23 protein-coding genes, 2 tRNA genes and 1 pseudogene are annotated in these 26,830 nt (G+C 60.1%); 13 read left to right on the top strand and 13 right to left on the bottom strand.

What is annotated here, in order from left to right:
- Positions 1–166 precede the first annotated feature (166 nt).
- The 3 genes from PDO_RS20870 to PDO_RS20880 all read right to left on the bottom strand — a co-directional run bounded on the left by PDO_RS20870 (position 167) and on the right by PDO_RS20880 (position 1,653).
- Positions 167–523, bottom strand: coding sequence for a PilZ domain-containing protein (locus tag PDO_RS20870; protein ID WP_007606516.1), 357 nt, complete (start codon positions 521–523; stop codon positions 167–169).
- Between the two features lie 238 nt (positions 524–761).
- The gene (locus PDO_RS20875) at positions 762–1,097 is read right to left on the bottom strand and encodes a PilZ domain-containing protein (protein WP_007606518.1); all 336 of its coding nucleotides are present in this window, start codon (positions 1,095–1,097) and stop codon (positions 762–764) included.
- A gap of 94 nt (positions 1,098–1,191) precedes the next feature.
- Complete coding sequence (locus PDO_RS20880; RefSeq protein WP_007606520.1) at positions 1,192–1,653, bottom strand: Lrp/AsnC family transcriptional regulator; 462 nt, start codon at positions 1,651–1,653, stop codon at positions 1,192–1,194.
- A 157-nt stretch (positions 1,654–1,810) separates the two neighbouring features.
- Here PDO_RS20880 and ald point away from each other — a divergent pair, with 157 nt between their 5' ends.
- Positions 1,811–2,929: an alanine dehydrogenase gene (gene ald, locus PDO_RS20885; protein WP_007606521.1), complete on the top strand. Its 1,119-nt coding sequence runs from the start codon at positions 1,811–1,813 to the stop codon at positions 2,927–2,929.
- 139 nt (positions 2,930–3,068) lie between these two features.
- Here the strand turns inward: ald and PDO_RS20890 are convergent, their stop codons facing one another.
- Positions 3,069–3,536, bottom strand: a complete 468-nt coding sequence (locus PDO_RS20890; protein ID WP_007606522.1) for a DUF1203 domain-containing protein — start codon at positions 3,534–3,536, stop codon at positions 3,069–3,071.
- A gap of 169 nt (positions 3,537–3,705) precedes the next feature.
- Here PDO_RS20890 and PDO_RS20895 point away from each other — a divergent pair, with 169 nt between their 5' ends.
- Positions 3,706–4,617: a DUF4344 domain-containing metallopeptidase gene (locus PDO_RS20895; protein ID WP_141649968.1), complete on the top strand. Its 912-nt coding sequence runs from the start codon at positions 3,706–3,708 to the stop codon at positions 4,615–4,617.
- A 51-nt stretch (positions 4,618–4,668) separates the two neighbouring features.
- Here the strand turns inward: PDO_RS20895 and sseA are convergent, their stop codons facing one another.
- The 6 genes from sseA to PDO_RS20925 all read right to left on the bottom strand — a co-directional run bounded on the left by sseA (position 4,669) and on the right by PDO_RS20925 (position 10,259).
- Positions 4,669–6,102: a 3-mercaptopyruvate sulfurtransferase gene (sseA, locus tag PDO_RS20900; RefSeq protein WP_007606524.1), complete on the bottom strand. Its 1,434-nt coding sequence runs from the start codon at positions 6,100–6,102 to the stop codon at positions 4,669–4,671.
- A 21-nt stretch (positions 6,103–6,123) separates the two neighbouring features.
- Positions 6,124–6,861: an alanyl-tRNA editing protein gene (locus tag PDO_RS20905; RefSeq protein ID WP_007606525.1), complete on the bottom strand. Its 738-nt coding sequence runs from the start codon at positions 6,859–6,861 to the stop codon at positions 6,124–6,126.
- An 8-nt stretch (positions 6,862–6,869) separates the two neighbouring features.
- Positions 6,870–7,907, bottom strand: coding sequence for a cysteine synthase A (locus PDO_RS20910; RefSeq protein WP_007606526.1), 1,038 nt, complete (start codon positions 7,905–7,907; stop codon positions 6,870–6,872).
- A gap of 318 nt (positions 7,908–8,225) precedes the next feature.
- Positions 8,226–9,668 carry a cryptochrome/photolyase family protein gene (locus PDO_RS20915; protein WP_007606527.1) on the bottom strand — a complete coding sequence of 481 codons (1,443 nt, stop codon included), beginning with the start codon at positions 9,666–9,668 and terminating at the stop codon, positions 8,226–8,228.
- Positions 9,669–9,768: 100 nt separating this feature from the next.
- Positions 9,769–9,996 (bottom strand): hypothetical protein, encoded by a 228-nt coding sequence (locus tag PDO_RS20920; RefSeq protein ID WP_007606528.1) that lies wholly within the window; start codon positions 9,994–9,996, stop codon positions 9,769–9,771.
- A 188-nt stretch (positions 9,997–10,184) separates the two neighbouring features.
- A tRNA-Asn gene (locus tag PDO_RS20925) sits at positions 10,185–10,259 on the bottom strand.
- A 164-nt stretch (positions 10,260–10,423) separates the two neighbouring features.
- Between PDO_RS20925 and PDO_RS20930 the strand changes: the two genes are divergently transcribed.
- The 8 genes from PDO_RS20930 (at position 10,424) to exoR (ending at position 19,451) form a co-directional block, all read left to right on the top strand.
- Complete coding sequence (locus tag PDO_RS20930) at positions 10,424–10,705, top strand: hypothetical protein (RefSeq protein ID WP_007606529.1); 282 nt, start codon at positions 10,424–10,426, stop codon at positions 10,703–10,705.
- 228 nt (positions 10,706–10,933) lie between these two features.
- Entirely contained in the window at positions 10,934–11,194 is a 261-nt protein-coding gene (locus PDO_RS20935) for a hypothetical protein (RefSeq protein WP_007606530.1), read from the top strand.
- A gap of 140 nt (positions 11,195–11,334) precedes the next feature.
- Positions 11,335–11,408: transfer RNA gene (locus tag PDO_RS20940), tRNA-Cys, on the top strand.
- A gap of 242 nt (positions 11,409–11,650) precedes the next feature.
- Entirely contained in the window at positions 11,651–12,322 is a 672-nt protein-coding gene (locus tag PDO_RS20945; protein WP_085995854.1) for a protein-L-isoaspartate O-methyltransferase family protein, read from the top strand.
- A 196-nt stretch (positions 12,323–12,518) separates the two neighbouring features.
- Positions 12,519–13,439: a PopZ family protein gene (locus PDO_RS20950; RefSeq protein ID WP_007606532.1), complete on the top strand. Its 921-nt coding sequence runs from the start codon at positions 12,519–12,521 to the stop codon at positions 13,437–13,439.
- 117 nt (positions 13,440–13,556) lie between these two features.
- Positions 13,557–16,484, top strand: a complete 2,928-nt coding sequence (locus tag PDO_RS20955; RefSeq protein ID WP_007606533.1) for a valine--tRNA ligase — start codon at positions 13,557–13,559, stop codon at positions 16,482–16,484.
- Positions 16,485–16,931: 447 nt separating this feature from the next.
- The gene (locus PDO_RS20960) at positions 16,932–18,116 is read left to right on the top strand and encodes an OmpP1/FadL family transporter (protein ID WP_244426495.1); all 1,185 of its coding nucleotides are present in this window, start codon (positions 16,932–16,934) and stop codon (positions 18,114–18,116) included.
- A gap of 543 nt (positions 18,117–18,659) precedes the next feature.
- A complete protein-coding gene (gene exoR / locus PDO_RS20965) occupies positions 18,660–19,451 on the top strand; it encodes an exopolysaccharide production regulator ExoR (protein WP_037074941.1) in 792 nt (263 codons plus the stop codon).
- Between the two features lie 31 nt (positions 19,452–19,482).
- Here exoR and PDO_RS20970 read toward each other — a convergent pair whose 3' ends face one another.
- The 3 genes from PDO_RS20970 to erpA form a co-directional block, all read right to left on the bottom strand.
- Positions 19,483–20,124, bottom strand: a complete 642-nt coding sequence (locus tag PDO_RS20970) for a hypothetical protein (RefSeq protein ID WP_007606536.1) — start codon at positions 20,122–20,124, stop codon at positions 19,483–19,485.
- Positions 20,125–20,310: 186 nt separating this feature from the next.
- Positions 20,311–21,096, bottom strand: a complete 786-nt coding sequence (gene xth, locus PDO_RS20975; protein ID WP_007606537.1) for an exodeoxyribonuclease III — start codon at positions 21,094–21,096, stop codon at positions 20,311–20,313.
- 7 nt (positions 21,097–21,103) lie between these two features.
- Positions 21,104–21,436 carry an iron-sulfur cluster insertion protein ErpA gene (gene erpA, locus PDO_RS20980; protein WP_007606539.1) on the bottom strand — a complete coding sequence of 111 codons (333 nt, stop codon included), beginning with the start codon at positions 21,434–21,436 and terminating at the stop codon, positions 21,104–21,106.
- A 207-nt stretch (positions 21,437–21,643) separates the two neighbouring features.
- On the opposite strand from erpA, the gene PDO_RS20985 reads away from it, so the two are divergent.
- The 3 genes and pseudogenes from PDO_RS20985 to PDO_RS20995 form a co-directional block, all read left to right on the top strand.
- Entirely contained in the window at positions 21,644–22,861 is a 1,218-nt protein-coding gene (locus tag PDO_RS20985; protein ID WP_007606550.1) for a deoxyguanosinetriphosphate triphosphohydrolase, read from the top strand.
- 60 nt (positions 22,862–22,921) lie between these two features.
- Positions 22,922–24,682, top strand: coding sequence for an arginine--tRNA ligase (argS, locus tag PDO_RS20990; RefSeq protein ID WP_007606552.1), 1,761 nt, complete (start codon positions 22,922–22,924; stop codon positions 24,680–24,682).
- Between the two features lie 66 nt (positions 24,683–24,748).
- Positions 24,749–26,830: pseudogene (locus PDO_RS20995) on the top strand (hypothetical protein); the annotation flags it as partial.

The following is a 26,830-nucleotide window of genomic DNA, read 5'->3' on the forward strand; positions in this document are numbered from 1 at the left end:
CGGATGCAGGTCGAGCAAAGATGACATGGGGGGCATGGGGGCTCCTTCAGGAAATACCGTCTTTAAAGTTGAGGAGTTTAGGTGGCTTCGACGACAGTTGCACCCCGAAAATGTCAGAGGTTTGAATGACTGGCCGGTGATCCGCGTTATTGGTGTTCACAGGCTGCTAGCGGCCGGTCACGTTTCCCGGGTCACGATGGAAGTGGCGGAAATAGGCGGAGATCTGGGCCAGGGTATTGCTGGTCTGTCCGAATTCCAGCCCCATCTTGCCGGCACGGTACCAGCGCACCGTGCCTTCGATCAGGCCCAGTTCCGTTGTCTTGACGATGACCGTGCTGCCGCGCTTGGCCTCGATCCAGCCTTCTAGCTGCAGCGCCATGCCGGTGCGGGAAATGTCGATGACGCGGATGTCGATCTGTTGACTGAGGTAGTCCAGTGTCCCCTTGAAGCGGCAGCGGATGCGCTGGGTCTGGCGTCCGTCCTGGCTGGCGCTGAAACTTTCCTGACGTTTGGCAGCAAGCATGACTAATCGCTCCATGAAAAGGAATGAAAGAAATGCAGCCAAGTGTCGCGATGCGGGTGAACGGGATCTGGATAATCTCGTTAAAATGCGAGAATTTTACCTAGCAAATATCAGGTATTCGGCAGCCCGAGGCGTGGTTTTACCGTAAATCGGCAGAGGTTTTCGCTGGAACGGCAAAAAGGACGGGCGGCGGTGCCGTCCATCGTTTCAACGTTGGCAGGTGGCGGGTTTGTGACGCCTAACGCGTCAAGACGGGACGGACTTCCTTGTGGAAGTTGCGGAAATAAGCCGCCAGTTTGGCGAGCGAATTGCTGTTCTGCTTGATCTGGATGCCCAGCCGTCCGCTGCGGTTCCAGCGCACGGTGCCTTCGATCAGGCCGATATCATCGTTCTCGATGATAACAGAGCTGCCGGCGGCGGCATGAAGCTGGCTGTACAGTTCAAGGGCGAGACCCGTGCGCGAAATGTTGATCACGCGGGCATCGGCCTCCTGCTTGAGGTGGCGCACACGACTGTCGACACGGCAACGGCTTCTCGGCGATGTACGCCCATCCATATTGAGGTTATTGCTCATTTGATTGTTCCAGCCATTGAGACAGAACCACGCTAGCGATGAAACGTAAGAACCGGCTGAACTCAATCGTTAGGATTGTTCGCAATCGGCGGTTTTAAAGCCCCACATTGGGACGATCGATGATTTCGCGCAGGGCAAAGCTCGAATTGATCTTCACGACATGGGGAAGGGCGGACAACCAGTCCCGGTGGATGTGTTCATAGTCTTCGAGATCCTTGGCCGCGACGCGCAGGATATAGTCGTACTCTCCCGACATCAGGTAACAGACCAGAACGTTCGGGCAGCGCTTCACCGCGGCCTCGAATTCGGTCAGCGTCTTGGCGAACTGGCCCGACAGCGAGATATGCACGATGACCATCATCTTGTACTCGATCGCCTTGTGCGACAGGCGTGCGTGATAACCGCTGATCACGCCGGATTTCTCCAGCATGTCATGGCGCCGCGAACAGGCGGATGCAGACAGACCGACTTTTTCGGCCAGGTCAGCATTGGTCATCCGTCCGTTTTCCTGCAGGGCCTTCAGGATGGCAAAATCGATGCTGTCCAGTGCTGACATTCGAATAATTCCTCAAGATATGTCGGTCTGACGCAATTATCTGCGAAACTTGGCCGACTGGCAAACCCATTTTGCAAGGACATTCGCCGGCAAGAATGGTTCAATTCAACCCTTGTTGAAGGCGCGGCTCAGCCGCCGAAATGGAGAGGAACGCTGTATGCGTGTCGGTTGCCCGAAGGAAATCAAAAACCATGAATATCGTGTGGGCCTGACGCCCGGAGCGGTGCGCGAATATGTGGCGCATGGCCACGACGTTCTGATTGAGACGGGTGCTGGCGCCGGCATTGGCGCAGACGATCATGCCTATATTGCAGCCGGCGCAAGGATTGCCGCCTCCGCGAAGGACGTGTTCGAAAAGTCCGACATGATCGTCAAGGTCAAGGAACCGCAGCCCTCCGAATGGGTGCAGCTGCGCGAAGGCCAGATCCTCTATACCTATCTGCATCTGGCGCCGGATCCGGAACAGACCAAGGGTCTGCTCGAATCGGGCGTCACCGCAATTGCCTATGAGACCGTCACCGACGAGCGTGGCGGCCTGCCGCTGCTGGCGCCGATGTCGGAAGTCGCCGGACGCCTGGCGATCCAGGCGGGCGCGACCGCGCTGCAAAAGGCCCATGGCGGCCGCGGAATTCTGCTGGGTGGCGTGCCGGGCGTTCTGCCGGCCAAGGTCACCGTCATCGGCGGCGGCGTCGTTGGCTTGCATGCCGCGCGCATGGCTGTCGGCCTTGGTGCCGATGTAACTATACTCGATCGTTCGCTGCCACGTTTGCGCCAGCTCGACGACCTCTTTGCCGGCCGCATCCACACCGTCTACTCGACGATCGATGCGCTGGAGCAGGAAGTGTTTTCCGCCGATCTCGTCATCGGCGCAGTGTTGATCCCGGGTGCGGCGGCACCCAAGCTGGTGACCCGGGAAATGCTCACGGGCATGAAGAAGGGCGCAGTCATCGTCGACGTCGCCATCGACCAAGGCGGCTGCTTCGAGACCTCGCATGCCACCACCCATTCCGACCCGACCTATGAGGTCGACGGGATCGTGCATTATTGCGTGGCCAACATGCCGGGTGCGGTTCCGGTCACGTCTGCCCATGCGCTGAACAATGCGACGCTGGTCCATGGTCTGGCGCTTGCCGATCGCGGCATGCGGGCGATTGCCGAGGACCGCCATCTCCGCAACGGCCTCAATGTGCACAAGGGTCGCATTACCAACAAGCCGGTAGCCGATGCCCTCGGCTATCCGGCATTCGCCGCAGAATCGCTGCTTAACGTTGCGTAAGGACTAGGATCTCTCCAGTCACCTTACCTTGCGTGATGTCCGCGGCGCTTCATGGAGCGCGGCCAATTGGGCCGGCCGTATTAACGGCCGGCCTTTTCTTGTTGGACCGGTTCTCACTAGGCCGGTGCCGCCTGTCCCGTCAGCCGCGTTCGATCCGGCACTGGTAGCAATTGTTGCGTGCCGAACGCACATGCACATAGGCAATCGCCGGATCGGCAAACAATTCCTGGGCACGGTCGACAATCGCGGACGTCGGTGTCACGGCCCCGGTGCCATAGACAATGCGATCGTCGGCGCCATAGCCGCGCACGATATAGTCCGGGCTTTCCAGCATCGGCGGCAGGACCTCACTTGCGTCGTAACGCGGGCAGGGTTTTGCGTGCAGAAAGATCGGCCCGGTTTCGGCATAGGGTTGCAGGCTCGGGAACGGGCGATAGGCAAGCGTCAGGTAAGGCTCGCCTTCCTCGATGAAGCCGAGGCAGTGGCGGCAGGGATAGCCGCCGCCCGGCGACAGCCGCGTTTCGGGGGCAAGGCCGTAGGCATCCGGCGCGCCGGCCTGATAGGCGATGAACTCGTCGGTGGGAATGGCGGTGAAGTGCGGTGTCATGATCGTTTCTCGCTGATGGCTCTGATGATGTGTGAGGCATCATGCGAAGTGCCGCCGGCCGGCTCCACCCGTTTCTTGCCAGCCAATGCGACATTCACCAAAAATGGAGGTTCTCGCGCCTATGCTGTTTCGGCTAGCGTCTTGCCAGCTAAACCGGGTCGGGGCATCCATGAGACACATTACCACTGCGCTGATCGCGCTCGGCGGCGCTTGCGCCGCATTCTTCGCCATGCCGGCGGGTTCGGCAAAGGCGGATCTGACCCAGGAAGAAATCGCCGAAGGCCGCAAATATGTGGTCAACAACGCGATCTTCGTCCTTTTCCACGAGGGTGGCCATATGTTGGTCTCCGAGCTCGGCTTGCCGGTGCTTGGCCGTGAAGAAGATGCGGTCGACGGCTTGTCCTCCGTGATGCTGCTGGAGAGCGAGGACGAGGAGTTGCGGGCGGCGATGCAGGACGCGGCCGATGGCTGGTTCCTGATCGATGCGGCGAATGCGCAAGGGCTCGAAGAGGCGGATTTCCAGGGCACCCATGGTCTGAACAAGCAGCGCGCCTATGCGCTGGTCTGCATGATGTCAGGCAAGGATCCCGAATATTTCAAGGCGTTCATCGATTCTCTCGAGTTTCCCGAGGACCGCCGGGAGGAGTGTGTGGACGAATACGCGCAGACGCGCGACAGCTGGTGGGGCGTGCTCGACCCTTATGTCGACGACAGCAAGACCTCGAATTTTACCGTCACCTACGAGCCGGCCGGCGACGATCTGAAATATATCGAGGATATGCTCAAGGAGGGCGAGGTTCTCGAAACGATCTCGGCAACCTTTGGCGAGGGATACAACATTCCCGATGGCATCAAGGTGACGGCCAAAACCTGTGGGGTCATCAACGCATTCTGGGATCCCTCGGCCCGCGAGATCACGTTCTGCTACGAGTTCGCCGCACATCACGCCGATCTGGTCAGCCAGTATTTCGAGGAAAACCGTGCGCAATCGTCACCGGACGGCGAGCCGCAGGCGCAGGCGCCCGCTGACGTAAAGCGCGGCATGGTGTCGGCCCTCAAGGCTGCGGCCTCCGATCAGTAGCGGCAGATCGGCCCGCTTCGCCGGTCGTGGCGAAGCGGGCTGCCGCCAATGTCAGAACGTCGCGCCGTCGCGCTTCATCAGTTGCAGCAATTCCTGCTCGGTCATCGGCTCGACCAGCGCGTTGAATGTCTCGACCGGGGAGAAGCCGAACTGCTGGTAGAGCTGCAGTGCGCGCGGATGGTCGAGCGAATTGGTCGTCACCGTGACCTTATCCGGATTGCTTGTCCAGGCGGCATAAAGCGCCTGCAGCAGGAACCATTTGCCGATGCCGAGACCCAGGCCGTATTCGAACAGGCCGAAATAGGAGAGCTCGACCAGCTTTTCGTTTTCCTGCGACAGCTCGTAGAAGCCGGCCGGCGCACCGTTCACGTAGAGGACGGAGATCGAGACCTTCGGATTGTGGATGATCGCCTTCAGCGCGTCGTCAGTCATGCGCAGGCGCTCGTACCAGTGCCAGCGCGCACCGACCTGGCGATGCAGGAAGCGGTAGAAGGCGAGCGGAATCTCCTGGGTGCGCATGATCGCCGTCTGGATATTGACCGGCACCGGCAGGCTCGACTTCGGCGGCGCCGTCATTTCGAGACGGGTGACATGGGCCGTCAGCGGTCCTTCTGTCCTCGACGTCAATGGTTCGGCCGCACCCGTCGTCACCGGCGTGTCGGTCTTGGAGCCCCATTCCGACCATGAGCCGTCATAGAGGGAATTGTCGGTATGGCCGAGCGATTCCAGCGCAAGTGTGACGACTGCTGCCGTCACGCCGGATCCACAGCTGGTCACCACCGGCTGGGACAGATCGATACCGGCATTGGTGAAGATCGAGCGCAGGGTGGCGAGATCCTTCAGGCGGCCGTTTTCAGACAGCATGGACGCCGGCACGCTGCGTGCACCCGGCATATGGCCGGAGCGCATGCCCTCGCGGGGTTCCGGTTCTTCCCCGGTGAAGCGGCCGGCCGGGCGTGCATCGGCAACCTGCCGGTCGCCATTGTCGGCGATCGCCGACATCTGGTCGAAGGAGGTGATGCGGGCGCGGTCGAAATGGGTTTCGAAATCGACCGGCTCCGGCTCCGGCAGATCGGTTTCCAGCTTGCGGCCCTCGGCCTTCCAGCCATCGAGCCCGCCGTCGAGCACATAGACGCGTCTGGCGCCCATGACGCGGAACATCCACCAGACGCGCGGCGCCGAGAAGAAGCCCGGACCGTCATAGACCACGATCGTGTCGGTCGCGGAAATCCCGAGCTGGCCGACCGCATCGGCAAAGAAGGCCGGCGAGGGCAGGGAGTGCGGAAGATTGGTGGTCTTGTCGGCGATCACGTCCTGGTCGAAGAACACGGCGCCGGGAATGTGTCCGGCGGAATATTCGGCAGCGCCATTGCGATTATGGGCCGGCAGATACCAGGAGGCGTCGACAAGCTTGAATTCGGGAGCCCCGAGATGCTTTTCGACCCAGTCTGCTGAGACGACGAAACGGCTTCTTTCCCCGGACATGCTGTTCTCCCGTACCTTGTTTCAGGCGGAGACCTCCGGAACACCAAAGCGGATGCGGAACCGGCGGTTCTCCTTGCCCTTTTTCTCGATTTTGGCGATATGAATCGCGCCGACCTCTTGGGTCTCCGAAACATGTGTGCCGCCGCAGGGCTGGCTGTCAACGGCGGAGTTCTCGCCGATCGCGACAAGGCTGACCCGGCCAAGCCCGACAGGCGGGCGGACATTCTTCGACTTGACGATGCCGGGATTGGCGACGAGCTCGGCATCGGTGATCCATTGCAGATAAACCGGATGGTTTTCCGCAACCAGCTTCATCAGGTCGGCCGTCACCTGATCCTTGTCGATCGTCTCCGACATGTCGAAATCGACGCGGCTTTCCTCTTCGCCGACGGCAGCACCGGTGATCGGAAAGGGACAGACGACCGAGAGCAGATGGCAGGCGGTGTGCATGCGCATCAGCTTGTAGCGCCGCGGCCAGTCGATATGCAGAACCAGGGTTTCGCCGACCGCCGGTGACGGCTGGCCCTCGGCCGGCTGGTGCAGGATGATGTCCTTGGTTTCGCCATGGCGGGTCAGCGCGATATCGATGCGGCTGCCATCTGCACGTTCCAGAAAGCCAAGATCTCCGGGCTGGCCACCAGAGGTCGCGTAAAAGCAGGTCTGGTCAAGTTCGATGCCGCCATCGTCATGGATGGCCGTCACCACCGCTTCGCATGTCGAGAGATAGAAATCGTCGCGATAAAGAGCGGTGGTCGGCATGCTATTCCTCAGGCAGTTTCAAACGGCAGGTCGAAATCGGTGCGCTTTTCCATCCAGCCCGGCACCGGCAGTTCCTTGGAACGCAGGAATTCCGGATTGAACAGCTTCGACTGATAGCGGTTGCCATAATCGCACAGGATCGTCACGATCGTATGGCCGGGGCCGAGATCTTTCGCTAGCCGGATGGCGCCGGCAATGTTGATGCCCGACGAACCGCCCAGGCACAGGCCTTCGTTTTCGACCAGGTCGAAGACGATGTCGAGCGCTTCGGAATCCGGGATCTGGTAGGCGTGGTCCGGAGTGAAGCCTTCGAGATTGGCGGTGATCCGGCCCTGGCCGATGCCTTCGGTGATCGAGGAGCCGGACGACTTCAGCTCGCCGTTCTTGTAGAACTCATAAAGTGCCGCACCGTGCGGATCGGCAAGGCCGATCTTTACCTCCGGCTTGAGGTTGCGCAGGCCGATGCCGGTGCCGGCGAGCGTACCGCCCGAGCCGACGGCGCAGATGAAGCCATCGACGGCGCCGCCGGTCTGGTCGAAGATTTCCCGTGCCGTGGTTGCGATATGGGCATCGCGATTGACCGTGTTGTCGAACTGGTTGGCCCAGATCGCCCCATTGGGCTCGCTCTTGGCAAGCTGGGCGGCCAGCCGGCCGGAGATCTTCACGTAATTGTTGGGGTTCTTGTAGGGAACGGCAGGCACCTCGACCAGCTCGGCGCCGAGCAGCCTGAGCGCATCCTTCTTTTCCTGGCTCTGGGTTTCCGGGATGACGATCACGGTGCGGTAGCCGAGTGCCTTGGCGACCAGGGTCAGGCCGATGCCGGTATTGCCGGCGGTGCCCTCGACAATCACGCCGCCGGGCCGCAGCAGGCCGCGCTTTTCCGCATCGCGGATGATGAACAGGGCGGCGCGATCCTTGACCGACTGGCCGGGGTTCAGGAACTCGGCCTTGCCGAGAATGGTGCAGCCGGTCGCCTGCGAGGCGCCCTTCAGCCGGATGAGGGGCGTATTGCCGATCGCTTCGAGCACGGAGGGATGAAATGCCATGAATATCTGCCTTCTCTTTGTCCGGACACTAGAACCAATCGCGACGAAATGAAAAGCGCCTTCAACGCAGAATTTTGTCCAAACGGACAATCGGCAAAAGACGAAGGGAGGCCGCGATCGGAAGTCGAAGCTGCTGTTGTCGTCGGGCAGGCTGCCTAAAGCAAGAAATGCAATTCTGCCGGATCGCGTGGTGATGAAAAAACCGTGCGCCAGCCGTCCGCAAGGCAATTAGGGAATTACGTAAATATATGTGCGCGAATGACCGGGTCGCCTATACGGCATCCGAGCTTGGCGGGCGGGCAAAGGTATCCGATGCCCTCACTCCCCCTTCAACCCCTGCAGAGCCGCAAGCGCCTCGTCGCGCGCCTGTTTGTGATCGACGATCGGTTTTGCATAGGTTTCGTCCAGGATAACGCCGGCTTCCTTCAGCACCGTAAGCGGCGCCTCGAACGGCCGGTGGATATAGGCGTCGGGCATAGCCTTCAATTCGGGCACGAAGGTGCGGATATAGTGGCCTTCGACGTCGAATTTTTCGCCCTGGGTGATCGGGTTGAAGATGCGGAAGAACGGCGATGCATCGGCGCCGGATCCGGCGACCCATTGCCAGCTGGCGGCGTTCGAAGCCGGATCGGCATCGACCAGCGTGTCGCGGAACCAGCGCTCGCCTTCGCGCCAGTCGATCATCAAATCCTTGATCAGGAAGGAGGCGGCGATCATCCGCACCCGGTTGTGCATGTAACCATGGCGCCAGAGCTGGCGCATGCCGGCATCGACGATCGGGTAACCGGTCTCGCCACGCTGCCATTTTTTCAGAAGATCCGGCGCCGACCGCCACGGAAAGGCGTCGAACTTGGAATTCCAGTTCTTCGATTTCAGGTCGGGAAAATGAAACAGCAGGTGGTAGGAGAAGTCCCGCCAGACCACTTCCTTGCGGAAATGGATGATGTCCTCGGAGGCGAAGCGCCCGGCAAGCCCGCGTGTCGCATGCCAGATCCGGGCAGGCGAGATTTCGCCCATCGCCAGATGCGGCGAGAGCATCGACGTGTTCGGCCGGGCAGGGAAGTCGCGCAGGCTCCGATAGCCGGCAAGGCCGTTTTCGATAAACGTATCGAGCCGCTCGAGCGCGCCGGCTTCGCCGGGCTGCCAAATCTCGGAAAATTCGGCCGCCCAGTTGGGTTTGGTCGGAAGCAGGGCCCAGCTGTCGAGCGGCTCGCTGTCGGGCCAGGACGGCGGTGCGTTGAGGGAGGCAGGTGCGGGTGCGGGCTCGCGTGGCTCGCCTGAGCTTTCAAGTGCTTTCCAGAAGGGTGTGTAGACCCGGAAGTTAGTGCCGGAACCGGTTGTCAGCCGGGTCGGCTCATGCAGGATCTGGCCGGCAAAGGTGCGAATGACAAGGCCGTCCTCGGTCAGTCGCGCCTTGATCGCCTTGTCGATGGCAATGCCCGGCGGATCATAGCGGCGGTTCCAGTAGACGCTGGCTGCACCCGTCTCGTCGATCAGTTGATCCAGCACCTGTCCGGCCGGACCGCTGCGCAAGGTCAGTCGGCTGCCGATCTCCTCAAGCGACCGGGCAAGGGCGGCGAGCGAGTGGTGCAACCACCAGGCCTGTGCTGCCCCGAGCGGTCCGGTGCCGGCCTCGGCCGGCTCGCGGATATAGACAGGAATGACCCTCCGCCCCTCGTCGGCCGCCGTTGCCAGTGCTGCATTGTCATCGAGACGCAGATCCTTGCGGAACCACAAAATCAGGGGTTTGGTCGAGGGCATTCCGCATACTCATCTGCTGTTTAACCTCCACATACGAAGGATCAGCGCGGAAGGATCATGCCGAAATGGGAATTAACCGGGAAGAGGATCAAATTTGCTTTCAGGCAGCCGTGAGCACGGCGGGCGACCGGTGACGTTGCTCGGCATGGATCAACGCCATGATTTCCGTCGCATTTTCGCGCACATAGAGGCGATGAAGCTTTTCCGCGACCGGCGCGTTTGTCAGCAGGCAGGTATATTTCTCCCGATCGAACCAGCGGAAGTCCACCACATTGTCCATGTTCACGAAGAGGGGAAAGCCGTCCCCGTCATGAAGCTGGATCCACATCTGCAACTCTCCTAAATGACATTTATCAATCACCGACGGATAGCAAGCAAAGATGAAGACGGAGTTGCCGCGCCGTCAAAAAAGGCGTGCGGCAGGGATGAGAAATGAGGTGGCCTCTGTGAATGAAATCGCGGTGGACTGAAAGAGAAAAGGCCCGCGCTTGTTCAGCGCAGGCCTTTAGAATGGAATGGCTCCCCGGGCCGGATTCGAACCGGCGACCTGTCGATTAACAGTCGAATGCTCTACCGCTGAGCTACCAGGGAACAGCCGCTTGCCGCGGTGTGAGTGGGCTAATACAAATGCTGGTTCGATTTGCCAAGCGGTTTTTGAAAAAAAATGCATTCGGCTTGTTTTATTCTGTGGGCTACCCATCTGTTGGAGGCAGCGAAAACAGCGAATAATGCCGCAAATGCAGGGAGTCTGACGATTGGCAGAGCGTAGATACCGGATCGATGCCGAACGGGGGCGACTGGTTCTCCCAGGCTTCGAAATCCCCTTTCCACGGTCGCGCGGTGGTCGCATCGCGGCAGGATCAGCTTTGATCGGCGGCGGTTTTCTCGGATTTCTGCCGATCCTCGGCTTCTGGATGGTTCCGCTTGGCGTTCTCGTGCTCTCGCATGACCTGCCCTTCATCCGCCGCCGCCGCCGGCGCATCGCCATCTGGTGGCGCAAGCGACATCCCGAAGTCAAGCGCGCCGGGACCAAGTGAGATCCGGATCGATCTGTCTTGTCATGCGGATGTGCAGCCGGGTCTGACCGCCTGGTTGTTGCTGGACGATGTTTGTCGCCGCAGGCCTTGCCGAAAAGGGGCTTTGTCCGGTCGCTATGTCAAATGCAAATGCGCTTCCGCCGCTGTGCTGTTAGATTCGACCATGTCATCACGACACAAACCTGGCGATAAACGGACGACCAGTCCGAGGTCAGGATGGGAGGTGCGATGAACGAGTCAGCTCAACAGTCGGTGTCGGAAATGGTGTCGGGGATCATGTCGCCCGTCGATCTTCGTGTCATGCAGCATGCGATGTTCATGGCGTGCGATTCTGGCGATACTCTTCGCACTGTCGACGACGTCGAGACCTTGGGCAGGGTTGTCCTGAGGCTCTACGCAGCCGGTTTGGTAGATCCGCAGAAATTGGCCGATGCCGCGAGAACGATGGCCGGGGTGGTCCACATCCAGGGTTTGCGCCGAGCGGTCTGAGATTCCCAATTCGGCGCCGGGCCACAGCCGAATGGAGATAGTCTTTCAGAAAATTAAAAGGGCCATTTTCAGAAAATCCCCTTGCGGTTTTTTTTGATCGCGTCTAAATCCCCGCCACCACACGCACTTTTGCATCGGACGGCCTCGTGGCGGAGTGGTTACGCAGAGGACTGCAAATCCTTGCACCCCGGTTCGATTCCGGGCGAGGCCTCCAACTCTTTCTTTCTTCACCATATCTATGCGCTGAACCTTGGCCGTTGTCGGTGACGTGTCGATCCACGCCTTCGGCGCGATCTGGCTCTCTACACTCCTCAGAAGCCTGCCGAAAGTAACCGGCAAACTGCCTGGCTGTCGCCTGCGATATTCTGCTGCTATCCGTCCTGTGTGTCTTGAAAGCCGGACGGCCTGCAATTAAGACACTGGGTCATGACACCGGCCGATATGGGGCGACAGGAAATGATGGACTACGCAGCAGCACGCACCAAGATGGTGGACAATCAGATTCGCACGACGGACGTCACGTCCCATTCCGTGCTGGCCGCATGTCTGACCGTGCCGCGCGAAGCGTTCGTACCGCCGCATCTGAAGGCGCTTGCCTATATCGACGCTGACACGCAGGTCGCCCCGGCCGCCGCCGGCATGCCTGGCCGCTATATCATGGAGGCGTCGCCGCTGGCCAAGCTGCTGCAGCTTGCCGCCATCACCAAGGACGATCTGGTTCTCGAGATCGGCTGCGGGACGGGCTATGTTTCGGCACTGCTGTCGTCGCTGGCCGGCTCTGTCGTTGCTGTCGAACAGGATGAGACCCTTGCCAACGCGGCAACGCAGACCCTGTCCAGCCTTGGTTATGACAATGTGGCTGTCGTCACCGGCGCTCTGGAGCAGGGCTATGCTGCGGAAGCGCCTTATGACGTGATCTTCGTCAATGGCTCTGTTGAAGTGGTGCCGGAAGCGCTGCTGTCGCAGTTGCGTGAAGGTGGCCGTCTGGTCGCGGTCGTCGGCTATGGCAATGCCGCGCGCGCCCGTCTGTATGTCAAGGCCGGCGGCGTAACCTCCTACACCGACTATTTCAACGCATCGGTCAAGCCGCTGCCGGGTTTCCGCAAGCTTGCCGAATTCGTCTTCTGATCAAGCCATCCGGCGATCATCGACAGGGCCTGCCGCGTGCGGGCCCTTTTTGTTTGCCGCAGGGCAACAAAGCTGTGCATCAAGCCAGTTCGTCGCTCCGCCGTGATTTTTTTCTGCGAAAGCGTATCCTAGGGTGAATCGAATCGGCCGAGATGCGACTTGATGGCCGAACATTCTAGGGACAACGGGGATTAGTATGGCTCAGCCAAGCGTAGCACGTGAACCGTCCATGGAAGAGATCCTGGCATCGATTCGCCGCATCATTGAAAGCAATGATCCCGGCAGCGCCAAGGACATGTCTGATGGCATGCCGTCCATGTACGATGAAGATCACGGCGAAATCGAAGCCGGCATGACTGGCGCCGATGACGATCGCGGCTATGAGGCTGTTGAATTCACGCCGGCCAATGATCAAGGCCCCACCCGTGTCGACCATGGCGTGAGCGGCAACTATCGCGGCGACGTGCAGCCCGAGACGCGTCACGAACAGCCGGAAGCGCCCAAGAGCATGTCGCTGGCCGATCTGGCGGCCCGCGTGCGCTCCGCCTCGGAACGTGCCGACCGCTACATGGTGCAGCCGCCCGCCGTCGAGCCGGCGCCGCGCGGCGAGAGCCCGCTGATGACCAGCCGTCTCGCCGAACTGCGCGCGCCGCAGGTGCGACAGCCGGAACCGGTTGTGCAAGCCGCTGAAGAGCGCAGCCATCAGACGATCGATACTGTCGAGGTGCAGATGCGCCGCGAACCGCACCTGTCCTTCGATCAGCCGGCCGAATTGCCGATGCAGGAGGTCGAGATGATCGAAGAGGACGTGTCGGTCGTCGAGATGGACATCCCGGCAGAGCAGAGTGCTGACTTGAGTGCGCATCAGAGCCTCGGTGACAGCACTGGCCAGAGCCTCAACGCTCTTGTTTCGGCCGCGACCGTGGAGCAGGTGTCGCGCTCATTCGGCGAACTGGCCGCCGCCATCGACGGCCAGCAGCGTCGCTCGCTGGACGAGATGGCCGAAGACATGCTGCGCCCGATGCTGCGCGACTGGCTCGACGACAACCTGCCGACACTGGTGGAACGCCTGGTGCGCGAAGAGATCGAGCGCGTCGCACGCGGTCCGCGTCGCTAAATAAAACAAATTCCGGGTTTAGGCCGCTCCGGTGTCCGGGGCGGCTTTTTTATTGACTTGGATTTGCCAGTCCTGTTTACCAATCCCACAACAAGAACTCCAAAATCTGGTCGGAAAATGCTCGAAAAGACATACGATTCAGCCGCCGTCGAACCGAAGATCGCCAAGGCCTGGGAAGATGCGGATGCCTTCCGCGCCGGCGCCAATGCGAAGCCGGGCGAGGATACATTCACTATCGTCATCCCGCCGCCGAATGTGACGGGCTCGCTGCATATGGGCCATGCGCTGAACAACACGCTGCAGGACATCATGATCCGCTTCGAGCGCATGCGCGGCAAGGACGTGTTGTGGCAGCCCGGCATGGACCATGCGGGCATCGCCACCCAGATGGTTGTCGAGCGCAAGCTGATGGAACAGCAGCTGCCGGGCCGCCGCGCCATGGGCCGCGATGCCTTCATCGACAAGGTCTGGGAGTGGAAGGACGAATCCGGCGGGCTGATCTTCAACCAGCTCAAGCGCCTCGGCGCTTCCTGCGACTGGTCGCGCGAGCGCTTCACCATGGACGAGGGCTTGTCGGCCGCTGTCCTTGAGGTCTTCGTCTCGCTCTACAAGGAAGGCCTGATCTACCGCGGCAAGCGGCTGGTCAACTGGGATCCGAAGTTCGAAACCGCAATCTCCGACATCGAGGTCGAAAACCGCGAAGTCGAAGGCCATATGTGGCACTTCAAATATCCGCTCGCCGGTGGCGAGACCTATACCTATGTCGAGAAGGATGCCGACGGAAACGTCACCCTCTCTGAAGAGCGCAACTACATTGCGATCGCCACAACCCGTCCCGAGACGATGCTGGGCGATGGTGCCGTTGCCGTTCATCCGTCCGACGACCGTTATGCCTCGATTGTCGGCAAGCTCTGCGAAATCCCGGTCGGACCGAAGGCGCATCGCCGCCTGATCCCGATCATCACCGACGAATATCCCGACCCGACCTTCGGTTCCGGCGCGGTCAAGATCACCGGCGCCCATGATTTCAACGACTATCAGGTCGCCCGCCGCAACAATATTCCGCTCTATCGCCTGATGGACACCACTGCCTCGATGCGAAGCGATGGCGAGGTTTACGCCGACTACGCGGCCCAGGCGCTGGAAATCGCCAAGTCCGGCCATGTTCCGAGCGAAGAGGAAGTCGATGGCATCAATCTCGTTCCCGACGAGTATCGCGGCCTCGATCGTTATGCGGCCCGCAAGCTGATCGTCGATGCGATCAATGCCGAAGGCCTTGCGGTCACCGTCAAGGATGCCGAAGGTAACGACATTCCCTATGTCGAGTCGAAGAAGATCATGCAGCCCTTCGGCGACCGCTCCAACGTCGTCATCGAGCCGATGCTGACCGACCAGTGGTTTGTCGACGCCAAGACGCTGGCCGAGCCTGCCATCGCTTCCGTCCGCGAGGGCCGCACCCAGTTCGTCCCGAAGAACTGGGACAAGACCTACTATGAATGGATGGAGAACATCCAGCCCTGGTGCATCTCGCGCCAGCTCTGGTGGGGCCACCAGATCCCGGCATGGTACGGTCCGGACGGTCAGGTTTTCGTCGAAAAGACCGAGGAAGACGCGCTGCATGCCGCCATCCAGCACTACATCGCCCATGAAGGTCCATGGAAGGCCTGGGTCGAGGAGAAGCTCGAGAACTTCCAGCCGGGAGAGATCCTGACCCGCGACGAAGATGTGCTTGACACCTGGTTCTCTTCCGCGCTCTGGCCCTTCTCGACGCTGGGCTGGCCGGACGAGACGCCGGAACTGGAGAAGTATTACCAGACCGACGTTCTCGTCACCGGTTTCGACATCATCTTCTTCTGGGTCGCCCGCATGATGATGATGGGCCTGCACTTCATGAAGGACGAGGACGGCAATCCGGTCGAGCCGTTCCACACCGTTTATGTGCACGCGCTGGTTCGCGACAAGAACGGCCAGAAGATGTCGAAGTCCAAGGGCAACGTCATCGACCCACTGGAACTGATCGACGAATACGGCGCCGACGCGCTGCGTTTCACGCTGGCGATCATGGCAGCCCAGGGGCGCGACGTGAAGCTCGATCCGGCCCGTATCGCCGGCTACCGCAACTTCGGCACCAAGCTGTGGAACGCCACGCGTTTCGCCGAGATGAACGGCGTGAAGGCGGATCCGAAATTCCTGCCCGAAACGACGACGCTTGCCATCAATCGCTGGATCCTGACGGAACTGGCGCGCACCGAGAACGAAGTCACCGAGGCGATTGCCGGATTCCGCTTCAACGACGCGGCAGGTTCGCTCTATCGCTTCGTCTGGAACAACTTCTGCGACTGGTATCTGGAGCTGCTGAAGCCGGTCTTTGCCGGCGAGGACGCGGTCGCCAAGGCCGAAGCGCAGGCTTGCGCCGCCTATGTGCTGGAGCAGACCTACAAGCTGCTGCATCCGTTCATGCCTTTCATGACGGAAGAACTCTGGGCGCATACGGCAGGCGAGGGCAAGTCGCGGGACACGCTGCTCTGCCACGCCGACTGGCCGGCACCGGAATTCGCCGACGAGGCCGCCGCTGCCGACATCAACTGGCTGATCGACCTGGTCACCGGCATCCGCTCGGTTCGCGCCGAGATGAATGTGCCGCCGGGCGCGATCGCGCCGCTGGTCGCGGTGGGCGCCAATGGCGTCACGCAGGAGCGCTTTGCCCGCCACGAGGCATCGATCAAGCGTCTGGCTCGCGTCGAGGCTATTACCTTTGCCAGCGTCGCCCCCAAGGGCGCCGCCCAGATTGTCGTCGGCGAGACAACGGTTTGCCTGCCGCTTGGCACGCTGGTCGACCTGTCAGCTGAAAAGACACGGCTGGAAAAGGCGATCGCCAAGGTCGATCAGGAAATGGCCCGCATTTCCGGCAAGCTGAACAACGAGAAGTTCGTCGCCAATGCCAATCCGGAGGTCGTGGCCGCCGAGCGGGAGCGGTTCCAGGAACTCGAAGTGCAAAAGGCGAGCCTGGAAACAGCGTTGAAGCGGGTTCTCGAGGCCGGCTGATATTTGTTGTAAAAGAGAATTGTTTTCCAAGCGCCGGGCCGGAAGGCCCGGCGTTTGCGATTCTGGGCTGCGGCTGGTTCGCTGCTCGTTTTTGCTGCATCGCATGCAGAATCGCTCTCTACGCGGGGATTTCATGCTGCAATACAGCAACGGAGCCCAAATACGCGATGTTTTCTCCCGTCGCTTAGGTATGACGCTGCTGTGACGCTTGCGACACAGCGTCTCCCATTTTTGGGAAAAAAATCTAACTTTTCGTGGATGTGTGCAAATTTGAGCAATATTTGTCCAAATTAAGTTGTGATTTACGTGCACGTCAAATTAATTACGTAAAAATTTCTCGGTCGGAACAATTTCTCCACCTTTTGCGTGCGATTGTTATTCACACGGACGTGACTAAGATCCCAACTCACAGTTTTGCCAAAATTGGGGAGAGATATGGCGATACATTTGACAAAAAAACTGACCCTCGGTCTGCTGAGCGCTTGCGCGTTTGCCGGTGCGGCACATGCTGGCGGTTTTACCCGCGGCGAAGCTGACACGGACATTCTGTACGAGGATGGCACAGCAGTTTTCCGCGGGGGCTATACCTATGTCATGCCGGATCGCGCCTATGATACGGTCAGAGGCGCTGCCGGTACAGATGACGCTTTCACGGATAGTTACGGCATTCCGTCTTTTGCCGCTAAGTTTCAGATTTCTGAGAATTTCTCCTGTGCGCTGACCTACACGCAGCCCTTCGGCGCGTCTTCCACATATGGTACGCAGGCGCAGGCTGCCGACCGCGCCACGGATATTGCAGTGGCTCCGACAAGCAGAACCGCGTTGCTGGGCGGTAATGCCGTGAAGGAAGCCAGTTTCGATACCAATGAATATGGCGGCACCTGCGCTGTTAACTTTGCCGCAGGTCCGGGCAATATCCATTTCATCGGCGGCGTGTTCTCTCAGTCTTTCGACTACTCAGAAAGCAAGACATTCGGCACGTTGGAAATGGACGATTCCAGCGCGTTTGGTTACCGCATCGGCGCTGCCTACGAGATTACCGAATACGCTCTTCGCGCCGAGTTGATGTATCGCTCGCAGGTGGATCATGAGGCGGATGGTACCTTCACATCCAATTCTCCGCTTTCGTTCGCCGGCATTCCGACGGGCTCGAAATTGTCCGCAACCGGCTATGGCTCCCTGCCGCAGTCGCTGGAACTGAACCTGCAGAGCGGTGTTGCACCGGGTTGGCTGGTATTCGGTTCCGTCAAGTGGACGGACTGGAGTGTGCTCCAGACACTGAACTACAATATTACGAGTCTTGGCGATCAGCAGAAGAACTTCTTCTGGAAGGACGGCTGGACAATAACGGGTGGTGTCGGTCATACATTCACCGATACCGTGTCCGGCGCACTGAGCCTGACCTGGGACAGCGGTGTTGATACCGGAGCCGATATTGTCACCGATACCTGGACGGTGGGTGCGGGTACGCTTGTCAAAGCAGGCCCTGGCGTTCTGCGTCTGGGCGGCGCGGTTTCCTATCTGACGTCAGGCGAACAGGTCGTGAATGGTACGCAAGGTGCGGACTTCAACGCCACGGCTGATGGCGACTGGGCCTACGCCGTGACGGCATCCTACAAGATCGCGTTCTAAGTCTAACGCAGGAACTGAAGAAAGAAGCCCGGCTAGTCCGGGCTTCTTTTATGGCGTTCGCGGTACTGACGGTGCTCCAGAATGTGACGTTTATGCAACATATCGTTTATCCTTCAATTGCCGCCGTCGAACGGCCAAATTTGTCCACATCCCGCCACAAACAGGGAGCACCGATGCTCTTCCGAAACGTGCAGGGGCCGTTTCGAGTGTATGGTGCGTGAGTTTCTACATGGGCCTTTCGGTCGCAGATCACTTTCGAATGCAAGACTTTTTGGCCAAAGCCGATCGGTGCAATGCACGATTTTTTGGCCGGCAAAGATCAGAGATGATCTCTGTCCCAGTCTTGCCGGAAAGCTGTCCTAACCTTAGGCCCATGAGAACAAGTGCAAACGTCCGGCGTAAAAATGGCGCCGTTGCAGTATCGGTCCGTGAACCAGATGTTCATCGGTCATTGTGTATCAAAAGATCAGACGCAGTTGGACTCGTCGTGGTGACGGGATGGGTGCGCTGATGTCTGTTTTGTCCTGGAAGAATTACGCAGCCATGCAAGTTCGCGATTGGAAATCCTCGGCTATTCTGCTGCTGTCGACGGCGCTGCTGTTCTCGTCGAGTCCGGCGGCCTATGCCTTTGACATCAATGGCAGCGTCAGCAAGGAATCCGGTCCGTTCGATCTCTTCAAGTTCGGCTTCAATGCCTACAAGAAGGGCCAGAAAGAAGAAGCCGTCGAAGCCTATCGTTATGCCGCTGAAAAAGGCCATACCGGTTCGCGCTGGGCGCTGGCCAATATGTATGCCGCCGGCGACGGCGTGGTGCGCAATGATTTCGAGGCGTTCAAGATCTATTCCGAGATCGCCAGCCAGGGCGTGGAGCCGGGCTCTGACGACACCGGTTTCTTCGTCAACGCGCTTCTGTCGCTGGCCCGCTACTATCGTCAGGGCATTCCGGGCAGTCCCGTGAATACCGACCTCTCGCAGGCCCGCCAACTTTATTTCCAGGCAGCGTCGACGTTCGGCGTTCCCGAAGCACAGTTCCGCCTTGCCCAGATGATCCTGGCCGGCGAGGGCGGTAGCGCCAATGCGCAGCAGGCGAAGAAATGGCTCAATCTTGCCCGCAAGAGCGGCCATGCCGGCGCCATGTCTGTCTTTGGTAATGTCCTGTTCGAGGAAGGCCAGACCGTTCGCGGGCTCGCTTTCCTGACGGCAGCCCTCGACCGCTGCAATGCCAAGGATTGTCCGTGGATGCAGGAATTGCAGGAGCGGGCCTTCTCCATGGCGAGCGAAGACGACCGCCGCGTTGCCGTGGCACTTGCCCCGGAAGTCTACCAGGAACAGTAACCGCGCCAGCGCGCGTAGGCGCCTGTGATGATCACGCGGTCTTGGTGGCCGTGCTCCATGTCAGGTAGACATAGGTGTCTTCGACAAGCACGAAGCTGGCACTATTGCCCGTCGACTTGTCGATATGGGCACCGCTTTCGGTCAATTCGTAGCCGCCTGTGCTCTCCCGTTTCAGCTCCGACCGGAGAAAGCTCGACCAGTCGCGTGTTGCGACGGGAGTTGCGGTTTTGTCGCCATCGAATGTGCTGCTATCCCAAGCCGTGATCTGCCTGCCTTTTTCTGCATCGGTGACCGTCAGCGTCCCGGCGTCAAGCGCTGCCAGCATTTCCTTGGCTTTCAGGACAGCGTCTCCCGACTGCGACAGGTCCGTCAGCTTCGATTTCAGGCTGTCCATGAAGGTGGCGGTCTTGATGTCATCCGACGTTTGCGTCAGCGAGGAGAGGCTGTCGTCTGTGCTGTCGCTGGCATTGAGCGCCTGCAGCAGGCCGGTGCTGTAGGTATCGTCGGTACTGTCGTCTTCCTGGCCGTAGGTTCGCATCAGGTTGGCAAGCGACGAATTGTAATAGTCGTCGTTGCTGCTGCTCTCGCTGTCGCTGGCCTGCTGGTTTTCCTTCTGCACTTTCAGAAAGATCTGCGTGATGCTCTGGCTTGCGGAATTGATCGATGAAACCATTTTAAATATTGCGCTCCCGTTCTATCGCCCGGCAATGCTGGCGCGGGGTCCGCAAATGAACGCGGCCGAAAATGGCCCCCGATACCCGCCTGAAAAGCTTGCACAGTGCTCTACCGTGCCGCCCTTGTCCGGGGCTGGCGCGAATGGGTGCGGTTGGATGCGGATGGGGTGAGCGGCTGCTCCGGCTTAAAAGCCGAAGATACCGGTCACCGGGACGTGGTCGGAGGGTTTTTCCCAGGCACGCACGTGTTTTTCGATCGAAGTCGAGCGCAACCGGTCGGAGGCTTCCGGCGACAGCATCAGGTGATCGATGCGGATGCCGTTGTTCTTCTGCCAGGCACCGGCCTGATAGTCCCAGAAGGAATAGAGCTTTGCGTCGTCGGTTGTCGCGCGCACCGCATCGATGAAACCGAGATTTTCCAGACGTCGGAACGCCTGGCGCGTCTGCGGCAGGAAGAGCGCGTCATTCTCCCATTCTTTCGGATCGCGGCAGTCGAACGGTTCCGGGATGACATTGTAGTCGCCGGCCAGAATCAGCGGCTCCTCAAGCGCCATGCGGTCGCGGGCAAACGCCTTCAGCCGGGCCATCCAGCGCAGTTTGTAGGGATATTTGACCGGGTCATCGGACGGGTTGCCGTTCGGCAGGTAGAGCGAGCAGACCCGCAGCACGCCGCCCTCCACCGAAAACACGCCTTCGATGAAGCGGGCCTGTTCGTCCGTGTCGTCGCCCGGAAGGCCGCGATTGACCTCATCCGGCTTCATCTTCGACAAGAGCGCCACGCCGTTGAAGCCTTTTTGGCCATGTGTCTCGACATGGTAGCCGAGCGCTTCGATCTCAAGCCGCGGAAAACCCTCGTCGACCGACTTGATCTCCTGGAGGCAGACGATGTCCGGTTGCGAGTCCTGAAGCCACTGGCACAGGCTTTCGATGCGTGCCTTGACGCCGTTGATGTTCCAGGTGGCTATTTTCATCATGCACTCACACGGAGAAGCTGGTGCCGCAGCCGCAGCTGGCAACCGCATTCGGGTTCTTGATCTGGAACGACTGGCCCAGAAGATTGTCGACAAAGTCGATCTCGGAGCCCGCCATGTAGATCAGCGAAACCGGATCGATCAGCACGGTCGCGCCATCGCGGGTAATCACAATGTCGTCGTCATGCTGGTCCTTGTCGAGGTCGAATTTGTAGGAAAAGCCCGAACAGCCGCCGCCTTCGACGGCGACGCGCAAGGCGTTCTTGTCGGCATCGGCCGCGACAATGGCAGCGATTCGTTTCGCTGCGGCCTGGGAAAGTGTCACATTCTGCGTCGTCATGTTGCCTCCTGACGGGTTCAAGGCCCGTGGAAAACCGGAATTATCGGCAAGGATCGGCCCCTTGTCGCGAAAAGTCACGAGCGCCGCAAGCTTCGCATCGGCCAGACCTGCATGATAGGTCTTGATGGTGCCAACAGCCTTGCGGCTTCGTTCGCTATAGGTATGAAGGCTAAGGTAGCGCGTCAATGGGGAGCAGACAGCAGGCGAATGACGATTGACAAATCTGCACTGGGTTTCGGGTCTGGCGACAGGGCGGTTTACGCCACCAATCCGTGGAAAAGCCGTGGACGCCTCTTTCCCGAAGAGGGCAGCCTGACGCGTTCGGATTTCCAGCGCGACCGCGACCGCATCGTGCATACGACCGCGTTTCGCCGGCTGAAGCACAAGACCCAGGTCTTCATCGGACCCGATGGCGATCACTACCGCACCCGGCTGACCCATACGATCGAGGTGGCGCAGATCGGCCGCGCGCTGGCGCGTGCCCTCAAGCTCGACGAGGACCTGGCCGAAGGCGTGGCACTTGTCCACGATTTTGGCCACACACCGTTCGGCCATACCGGCGAGGACGCCCTGCATGAGGTGCTGAAACCTTATGGCGGCTTCGACCACAATGCGCAGTCGCTGCGCATTGTCACCAAGCTGGAGCGTCGCTACGCCGATTTCGACGGCCTGAACCTGACCTGGGAGGCGCTGGAAGGTCTGGTCAAGCACAACGGCCCTCTGTTGACCAAGACAGGCGAGGGCACGCGTGGACCGGTTCCGCAACCGATCCTCGACTATTGCGAGATCCATGACCTGGAACTGGCGAGTTATGCCGGTCTGGAGGCGCAGGTATCGGCGATCGCCGATGACATCGCCTACAATACCCATGATATCGATGACGGCCTGCGTTCCGGTTACCTGACCTTCGCCATGCTGGAGGAGGTGCCCTTTCTCGCAGGGCTGATGAAGGAGGTGCGCGATCGGTATCCGCATCTCGACGACGACCGCTTTACCCATGAAATCATGCGGCGCCAGATCACCCGCATGGTCGAGGACGTGATCGGCGTGGCGCAGGACCGGCTGAACAAGGTCCAGCCGCAAAGCGTTGAGGATGTGCGGGCAGCCTCGATGACCATTGCCACCTTCTCCGACGCCATGGCCGAGACCGACAAGCAGATCAAGAAACTGCTGTTCAGTCGCATCTACCGTCATCCGGACATCATGCGCATTCGCGCGGCCGCAGCCGAGATCGTCACCGATCTGTTCAACGCCTATATGGCCGATCCGAAGCTGATGAGGAGCCACTTCTGGGTCAACCACATTTCCGGCCTCAACGACGGCGCCAAGGCCCGCCATGTCGGCGACTATCTGGCCGGCATGACCGACACTTATGCGGTGCGCGTTCACCGGGAGTTGTTTGACCGGACTCCCGAATTGCGATAGGCAGCGCTCAAATTTCAATAAGAGACGCAGGCGCCAAGTGCCTGTGCGCAGGTGGAAGTCATGAACCTATTCGCCGATTTCGAAACCAGAATTAAGGCCGCCCTGGAGCAGATCGACAGCATTCGCGAAAAGCGCGACAGCCTCGATTTCAGCCGTATCGTCGTCGAGCCGCCGCGCGATCCCAGCCATGGCGATGCCGCGACCAATGCCGCCATGGTGCTTGCCAAGGGCCTTGGCACGAACCCGCGCGCGCTGGCCGACGTCATCGGCGAGAAGCTGAAGCAGGATCCGGATATCGCAGAGGTTGGCGTCGCCGGTCCGGGCTTCATCAATGTCCGTCTGTCGACCGAATATTGGCAGCGCCTGCTGGCGACCATCATCAGCGAAGGAACGGATTTTGGCCGTTCGACGCTCGGCCAAGGCCACAAGGTCAATGTCGAATATGTGTCGGCCAATCCGACCGGCCCGATGCATGTCGGCCATTGCCGCGGCGCCGTGGTCGGTGACGCGCTGGCCAACCTGCTCGCCTTTGCCGGCTATGACGTGACCAAGGAATATTACATCAACGATGCCGGCGCACAGATCGATGTGCTCGCCCGTTCGGTGTTCCTGCGCTACCGCGAAGCGCTGGGTGAGAATATCGGCGAGATCCCGGCCGGCCTTTATCCGGGCGACTATCTCGTGCCCGTCGGTCAGGCGCTGGCCAAGGAATTCGGCGTCAAGCTGCACCAGATGCCGGAAGACGACTGGATGGCGATCGTCAAGGAGCGCGCCATCGATGCGATGATGGGCATGATCCGCGCCGATCTGGCCCAGCTCAACGTGCATCACGACGTGTTCTTCTCCGAGCGCTCGCTGCATGCCAATGGCGCAGCCCGCATCCGCACCGCGATCAACGACCTGACGTTCAAGGGACATGTCTATCGCGGTGCACTGCCGCCGCCGAAGGGGCAGCTTCCGGAAGACTGGGAAGACCGCGAGCAGACGCTCTTCCGTTCGACGGAAGTCGGCGACGATATCGACCGTCCGCTGGTCAAGTCGGACGGTTCCTACACCTATTTTGCCGCCGACGTTGCCTATTTCAAGGACAAGTTCGACCGCGGCTTTTCCGAGATGATCTATGTGCTCGGTGCCGACCATGGCGGCTATGTCAAGCGGCTGGAGGCAGTCAACCGCGCCGTCTCCGAAGGGAAGAGCAAACTGACCGTGCTGCTGTGCCAGCTGGTCAAGCTGTTCCGCGACGGCGAGCCGGTGAAGATGTCCAAGCGTTCGGGCGATTTCGTCACGCTGCGCGAAGTGGTCGAGGAAGTCGGCCGCGATTCGGTGCGGTTCATGATGCTCTATAGAAAGAGCTCCGAGCCGCTCGATTTCGATTTTGCCAAGGTGACGGAACAGTCGAAGGACAATCCGGTCTTTTATGTGCAGTACGCGCATGCTCGTTGCATGTCGGTCTTCCGCCAGGCGAAGGAAGCCTTCCCGGATCTGGATATTGCCAGCCTCGACCTGTCTGCCGCAGTGGCTGGCCGGATCGCCGATCCGACCGAGCTGCAATTGATTGGAAAAATGGCCGAATACCCTAGAATTGTGGAGGCTGCGGCACAGTCGCAGGAACCGCATCGGCTTGCATTTTACCTATATGATCTGGCAAGCTCCTTCCATGCTCATTGGAATAAGGGCAAGGATTCTCCGGAATTACGCTTTGTTAACGATAAACATAGAGAATTAACCATCGCCAGGCTTGGGCTGGTGCATGCTGTCGCCTCCGTGTTGAAGTCGGGACTTGCCATTACTGGCACCGAAGCTCCGCAAGAAATGCGATAGTATCGTCACCATTTCCCCGCATTGCACTGGCAAGCGTATTGTCGCGTGAATGAGTGGAATTAGGTAATGGTACAGAAGCAGGCCGCAAACAGCATACGATCGCAGGGCGACAGCTTCGCGGATGATGATCCGTTGGCGGAGCTTGCCCGCATTGTCGGTTTCGACCAGCCATTGAAGCGGGAGCCGGTTTTGTCGCTGCCGCAGGTGCCGGTATCGCCGGAGGCGGATTTCAATCTCGAAGATGAGCTTCTTCGCGAGTTCTCGGTCTATGAGGCTCCGGTTTCTCATCAGGTCGAGGAGGATCGGTTTTTCCAGGCTCCGGAACCCGTTGCGCCGCGCCACGAGCCAGAGCCGCACGCATACGCGCCAGAATCGCAGCCATTCGAGGTGCCGCAGGCCTATGAGGCTCCGCGCGCAGAGCCAGATTTCCATCAGGACGTAGCGTTCGAGGACGTCTCCTTTGACGTAGAGCCTGAGGCGGTTTTCGCTGTGACCGAGCCTGCTGTCCGCGAAGAGCCGTCTTTCTCGTTGGATCTGGCTGATGAGCTTGAAATGGCCGTGGCCGAGGTCGAGGCACCGCGTGCGCCGCAGCGTGTCGAGGAAGTGCCGCGCCTGCGTCTTCCGCTGGCCAATTTTGCGCCGGCACCACGTGTCGAACCGATCTTGCAGCCCGCCGCGGCTCCGCAGGCTGTTTCGGTTCCCGTTTCCCCCGTTGTCGATCCGGATGTAGTCGAGCCCGCGCCCGTGCGTCAGGCGACCGTTCAGGTTTCCTTTGACAAGCCGGCTTTCGATTGGTCCGCCGTGGCGGTCGAACCTGAGGTGGAGGCCGAAGACGTCGTCGTGCCTGAACTCGGCGATTTCTCCTTCGATTTCTCCGAGCATTCGGATGACGTAGAGCCGGTTTCCGGAGCCGCCGCCCGCAACGTCGGTCACAGTGAGCCGGATTTCGGCTTCAGTTTTTCCGATGACATGATTCGCGGTCCTGTCGACAAGATCGAGCCGGTCGCACCAGTAGCAATGGCACCGGCGGCGCCTGCACCGGCAGCAATGGCACCAGCAGAAATTGCGCCGGCTGCATCTTCTGAAGCATCGCAGCGTCCACCGCTGGTCGCCGACGAAGAATTCGATCCCTTCGTCGACCATGATTTCGATCTGCAATTGGACGAACTCGATCTGGATCTTTCCGAGATCGAGCCGGTTGCTGAGCGTCCTGTTGCCGCGGCCTATGTTGCGCCCATCGCGTCCGCCCAGGCTTTCGTGTCGGCGGTCAATGTGAGTTCAGGCAATGTCAGTTCGGCCAGTGTCAGTCCGGCGCGGATCGCGCCGGCGGCGCCCGTGGTGACGGTGACGCAGCCCGTGGTACAGAGCGTGCCGCAGCCGAATGTGAGCTTTGCGCCGGCGGTTCCGCCACAGCCGCAATACCAGCCGCAGCCGACCATCTCGACGTCTGTCCGGTCCGAACCTGTGCGATCCGAACTGGTCGCCCGCACCGTGCCGGACTACGAGGACAACCTTGGTTTTGATCCGGCCGAGATTGCCGAGCAGGACGAGCAGATCGAAAGCTTCTCCGGCATGGACGTGCCGGAAGTGCCGGTCGCTGAAGCGCGTCCGCAGGCAGCACCTCAGGCCGACTACGATTTCGATATCGATTCCGAACTGGCCACGCTGTTCGATGAACCGGCGGCAAGCCCGCCGCCCGCGACGCCGCTGCCCAATGTTGGTCGCGTTGCCGTCGAAGCCCCGGCCAAACCCGCGGCGGCCCAACCTCCGCTGGACGAGTTCGAGGCATTCGAGCGCGCGCTGGAGGAAGATTTCCGTACGTCGCTGAATTCGACCCAGACCTTTGAACGCGAAACGCGCGGCCATATCACCATCGCCGGAGAGGCCAAGGGCTTCCGCCGTATGAAGCCCTACCTGATGGCCGGAACTGCCGCTGTGGTCCTGCTGCTCGGTGCTGGCGGTCTCTATGCATGGCTCGGCACCGGCTCTGTCGGCACATTGACGAGCGGCGAACCGCAGGTGATCGCAGCCGACAAGGATCCGGTAAAGATCGTGCCGGAAAATCCGGGTGGCAAATCCGTGCCCAACCAGGACAAGGCTGTCTATGACCGCGTTGCCGGCAATGGGGTTGAAGATCCCAAGCAGACC

The sequence above is a fragment of the Rhizobium sp. PDO1-076 genome (genome assembly GCF_000247475.1).
Taxonomy (GTDB): domain Bacteria; phylum Pseudomonadota; class Alphaproteobacteria; order Rhizobiales; family Rhizobiaceae; genus Allorhizobium.

Excerpts from the sequence above, each read along its gene's own strand:
- PDO_RS20955 (WP_007606533.1), top strand. The coding sequence starts at position 13,557 with ATGCTCGAAAAGACATACGATTCAGCCGCCGTCGAACCGAAGATCGCC.
- PDO_RS20880 (WP_007606520.1), bottom strand. The coding sequence starts at position 1,653 with ATGTCAGCACTGGACAGCATCGATTTTGCCATCCTGAAGGCCCTGCAG.
- sseA (WP_007606524.1), bottom strand. The coding sequence starts at position 6,102 with ATGTCCGGGGAAAGAAGCCGTTTCGTCGTCTCAGCAGACTGGGTCGAA.
- PDO_RS20920 (WP_007606528.1), bottom strand. The coding sequence starts at position 9,996 with ATGTGGATCCAGCTTCATGACGGGGACGGCTTTCCCCTCTTCGTGAAC.
- PDO_RS20890 (WP_007606522.1), bottom strand. The coding sequence starts at position 3,536 with ATGACACCGCACTTCACCGCCATTCCCACCGACGAGTTCATCGCCTAT.
- xth (WP_007606537.1), bottom strand. The coding sequence starts at position 21,096 with ATGAAAATAGCCACCTGGAACATCAACGGCGTCAAGGCACGCATCGAA.
- PDO_RS20935 (WP_007606530.1), top strand. The coding sequence starts at position 10,934 with ATGAACGAGTCAGCTCAACAGTCGGTGTCGGAAATGGTGTCGGGGATC.
- PDO_RS20985 (WP_007606550.1), top strand. The coding sequence starts at position 21,644 with ATGACGATTGACAAATCTGCACTGGGTTTCGGGTCTGGCGACAGGGCG.
- PDO_RS20910 (WP_007606526.1), bottom strand. The coding sequence starts at position 7,907 with ATGGCATTTCATCCCTCCGTGCTCGAAGCGATCGGCAATACGCCCCTC.
- argS (WP_007606552.1), top strand. The coding sequence starts at position 22,922 with ATGAACCTATTCGCCGATTTCGAAACCAGAATTAAGGCCGCCCTGGAG.
- PDO_RS20870 (WP_007606516.1), bottom strand. The coding sequence starts at position 523 with ATGCTTGCTGCCAAACGTCAGGAAAGTTTCAGCGCCAGCCAGGACGGA.
- erpA (WP_007606539.1), bottom strand. The coding sequence starts at position 21,436 with ATGACGACGCAGAATGTGACACTTTCCCAGGCCGCAGCGAAACGAATC.
- ald (WP_007606521.1), top strand. The coding sequence starts at position 1,811 with ATGCGTGTCGGTTGCCCGAAGGAAATCAAAAACCATGAATATCGTGTG.
- PDO_RS20905 (WP_007606525.1), bottom strand. The coding sequence starts at position 6,861 with ATGCCGACCACCGCTCTTTATCGCGACGATTTCTATCTCTCGACATGC.
- PDO_RS20970 (WP_007606536.1), bottom strand. The coding sequence starts at position 20,124 with ATGGTTTCATCGATCAATTCCGCAAGCCAGAGCATCACGCAGATCTTT.
- PDO_RS20875 (WP_007606518.1), bottom strand. The coding sequence starts at position 1,097 with ATGAGCAATAACCTCAATATGGATGGGCGTACATCGCCGAGAAGCCGT.
- exoR (WP_037074941.1), top strand. The coding sequence starts at position 18,660 with ATGCAAGTTCGCGATTGGAAATCCTCGGCTATTCTGCTGCTGTCGACG.
- PDO_RS20950 (WP_007606532.1), top strand. The coding sequence starts at position 12,519 with ATGGCTCAGCCAAGCGTAGCACGTGAACCGTCCATGGAAGAGATCCTG.
- PDO_RS20945 (WP_085995854.1), top strand. The coding sequence starts at position 11,651 with ATGATGGACTACGCAGCAGCACGCACCAAGATGGTGGACAATCAGATT.
- PDO_RS20915 (WP_007606527.1), bottom strand. The coding sequence starts at position 9,668 with ATGCCCTCGACCAAACCCCTGATTTTGTGGTTCCGCAAGGATCTGCGT.
- PDO_RS20895 (WP_141649968.1), top strand. The coding sequence starts at position 3,706 with ATGAGACACATTACCACTGCGCTGATCGCGCTCGGCGGCGCTTGCGCC.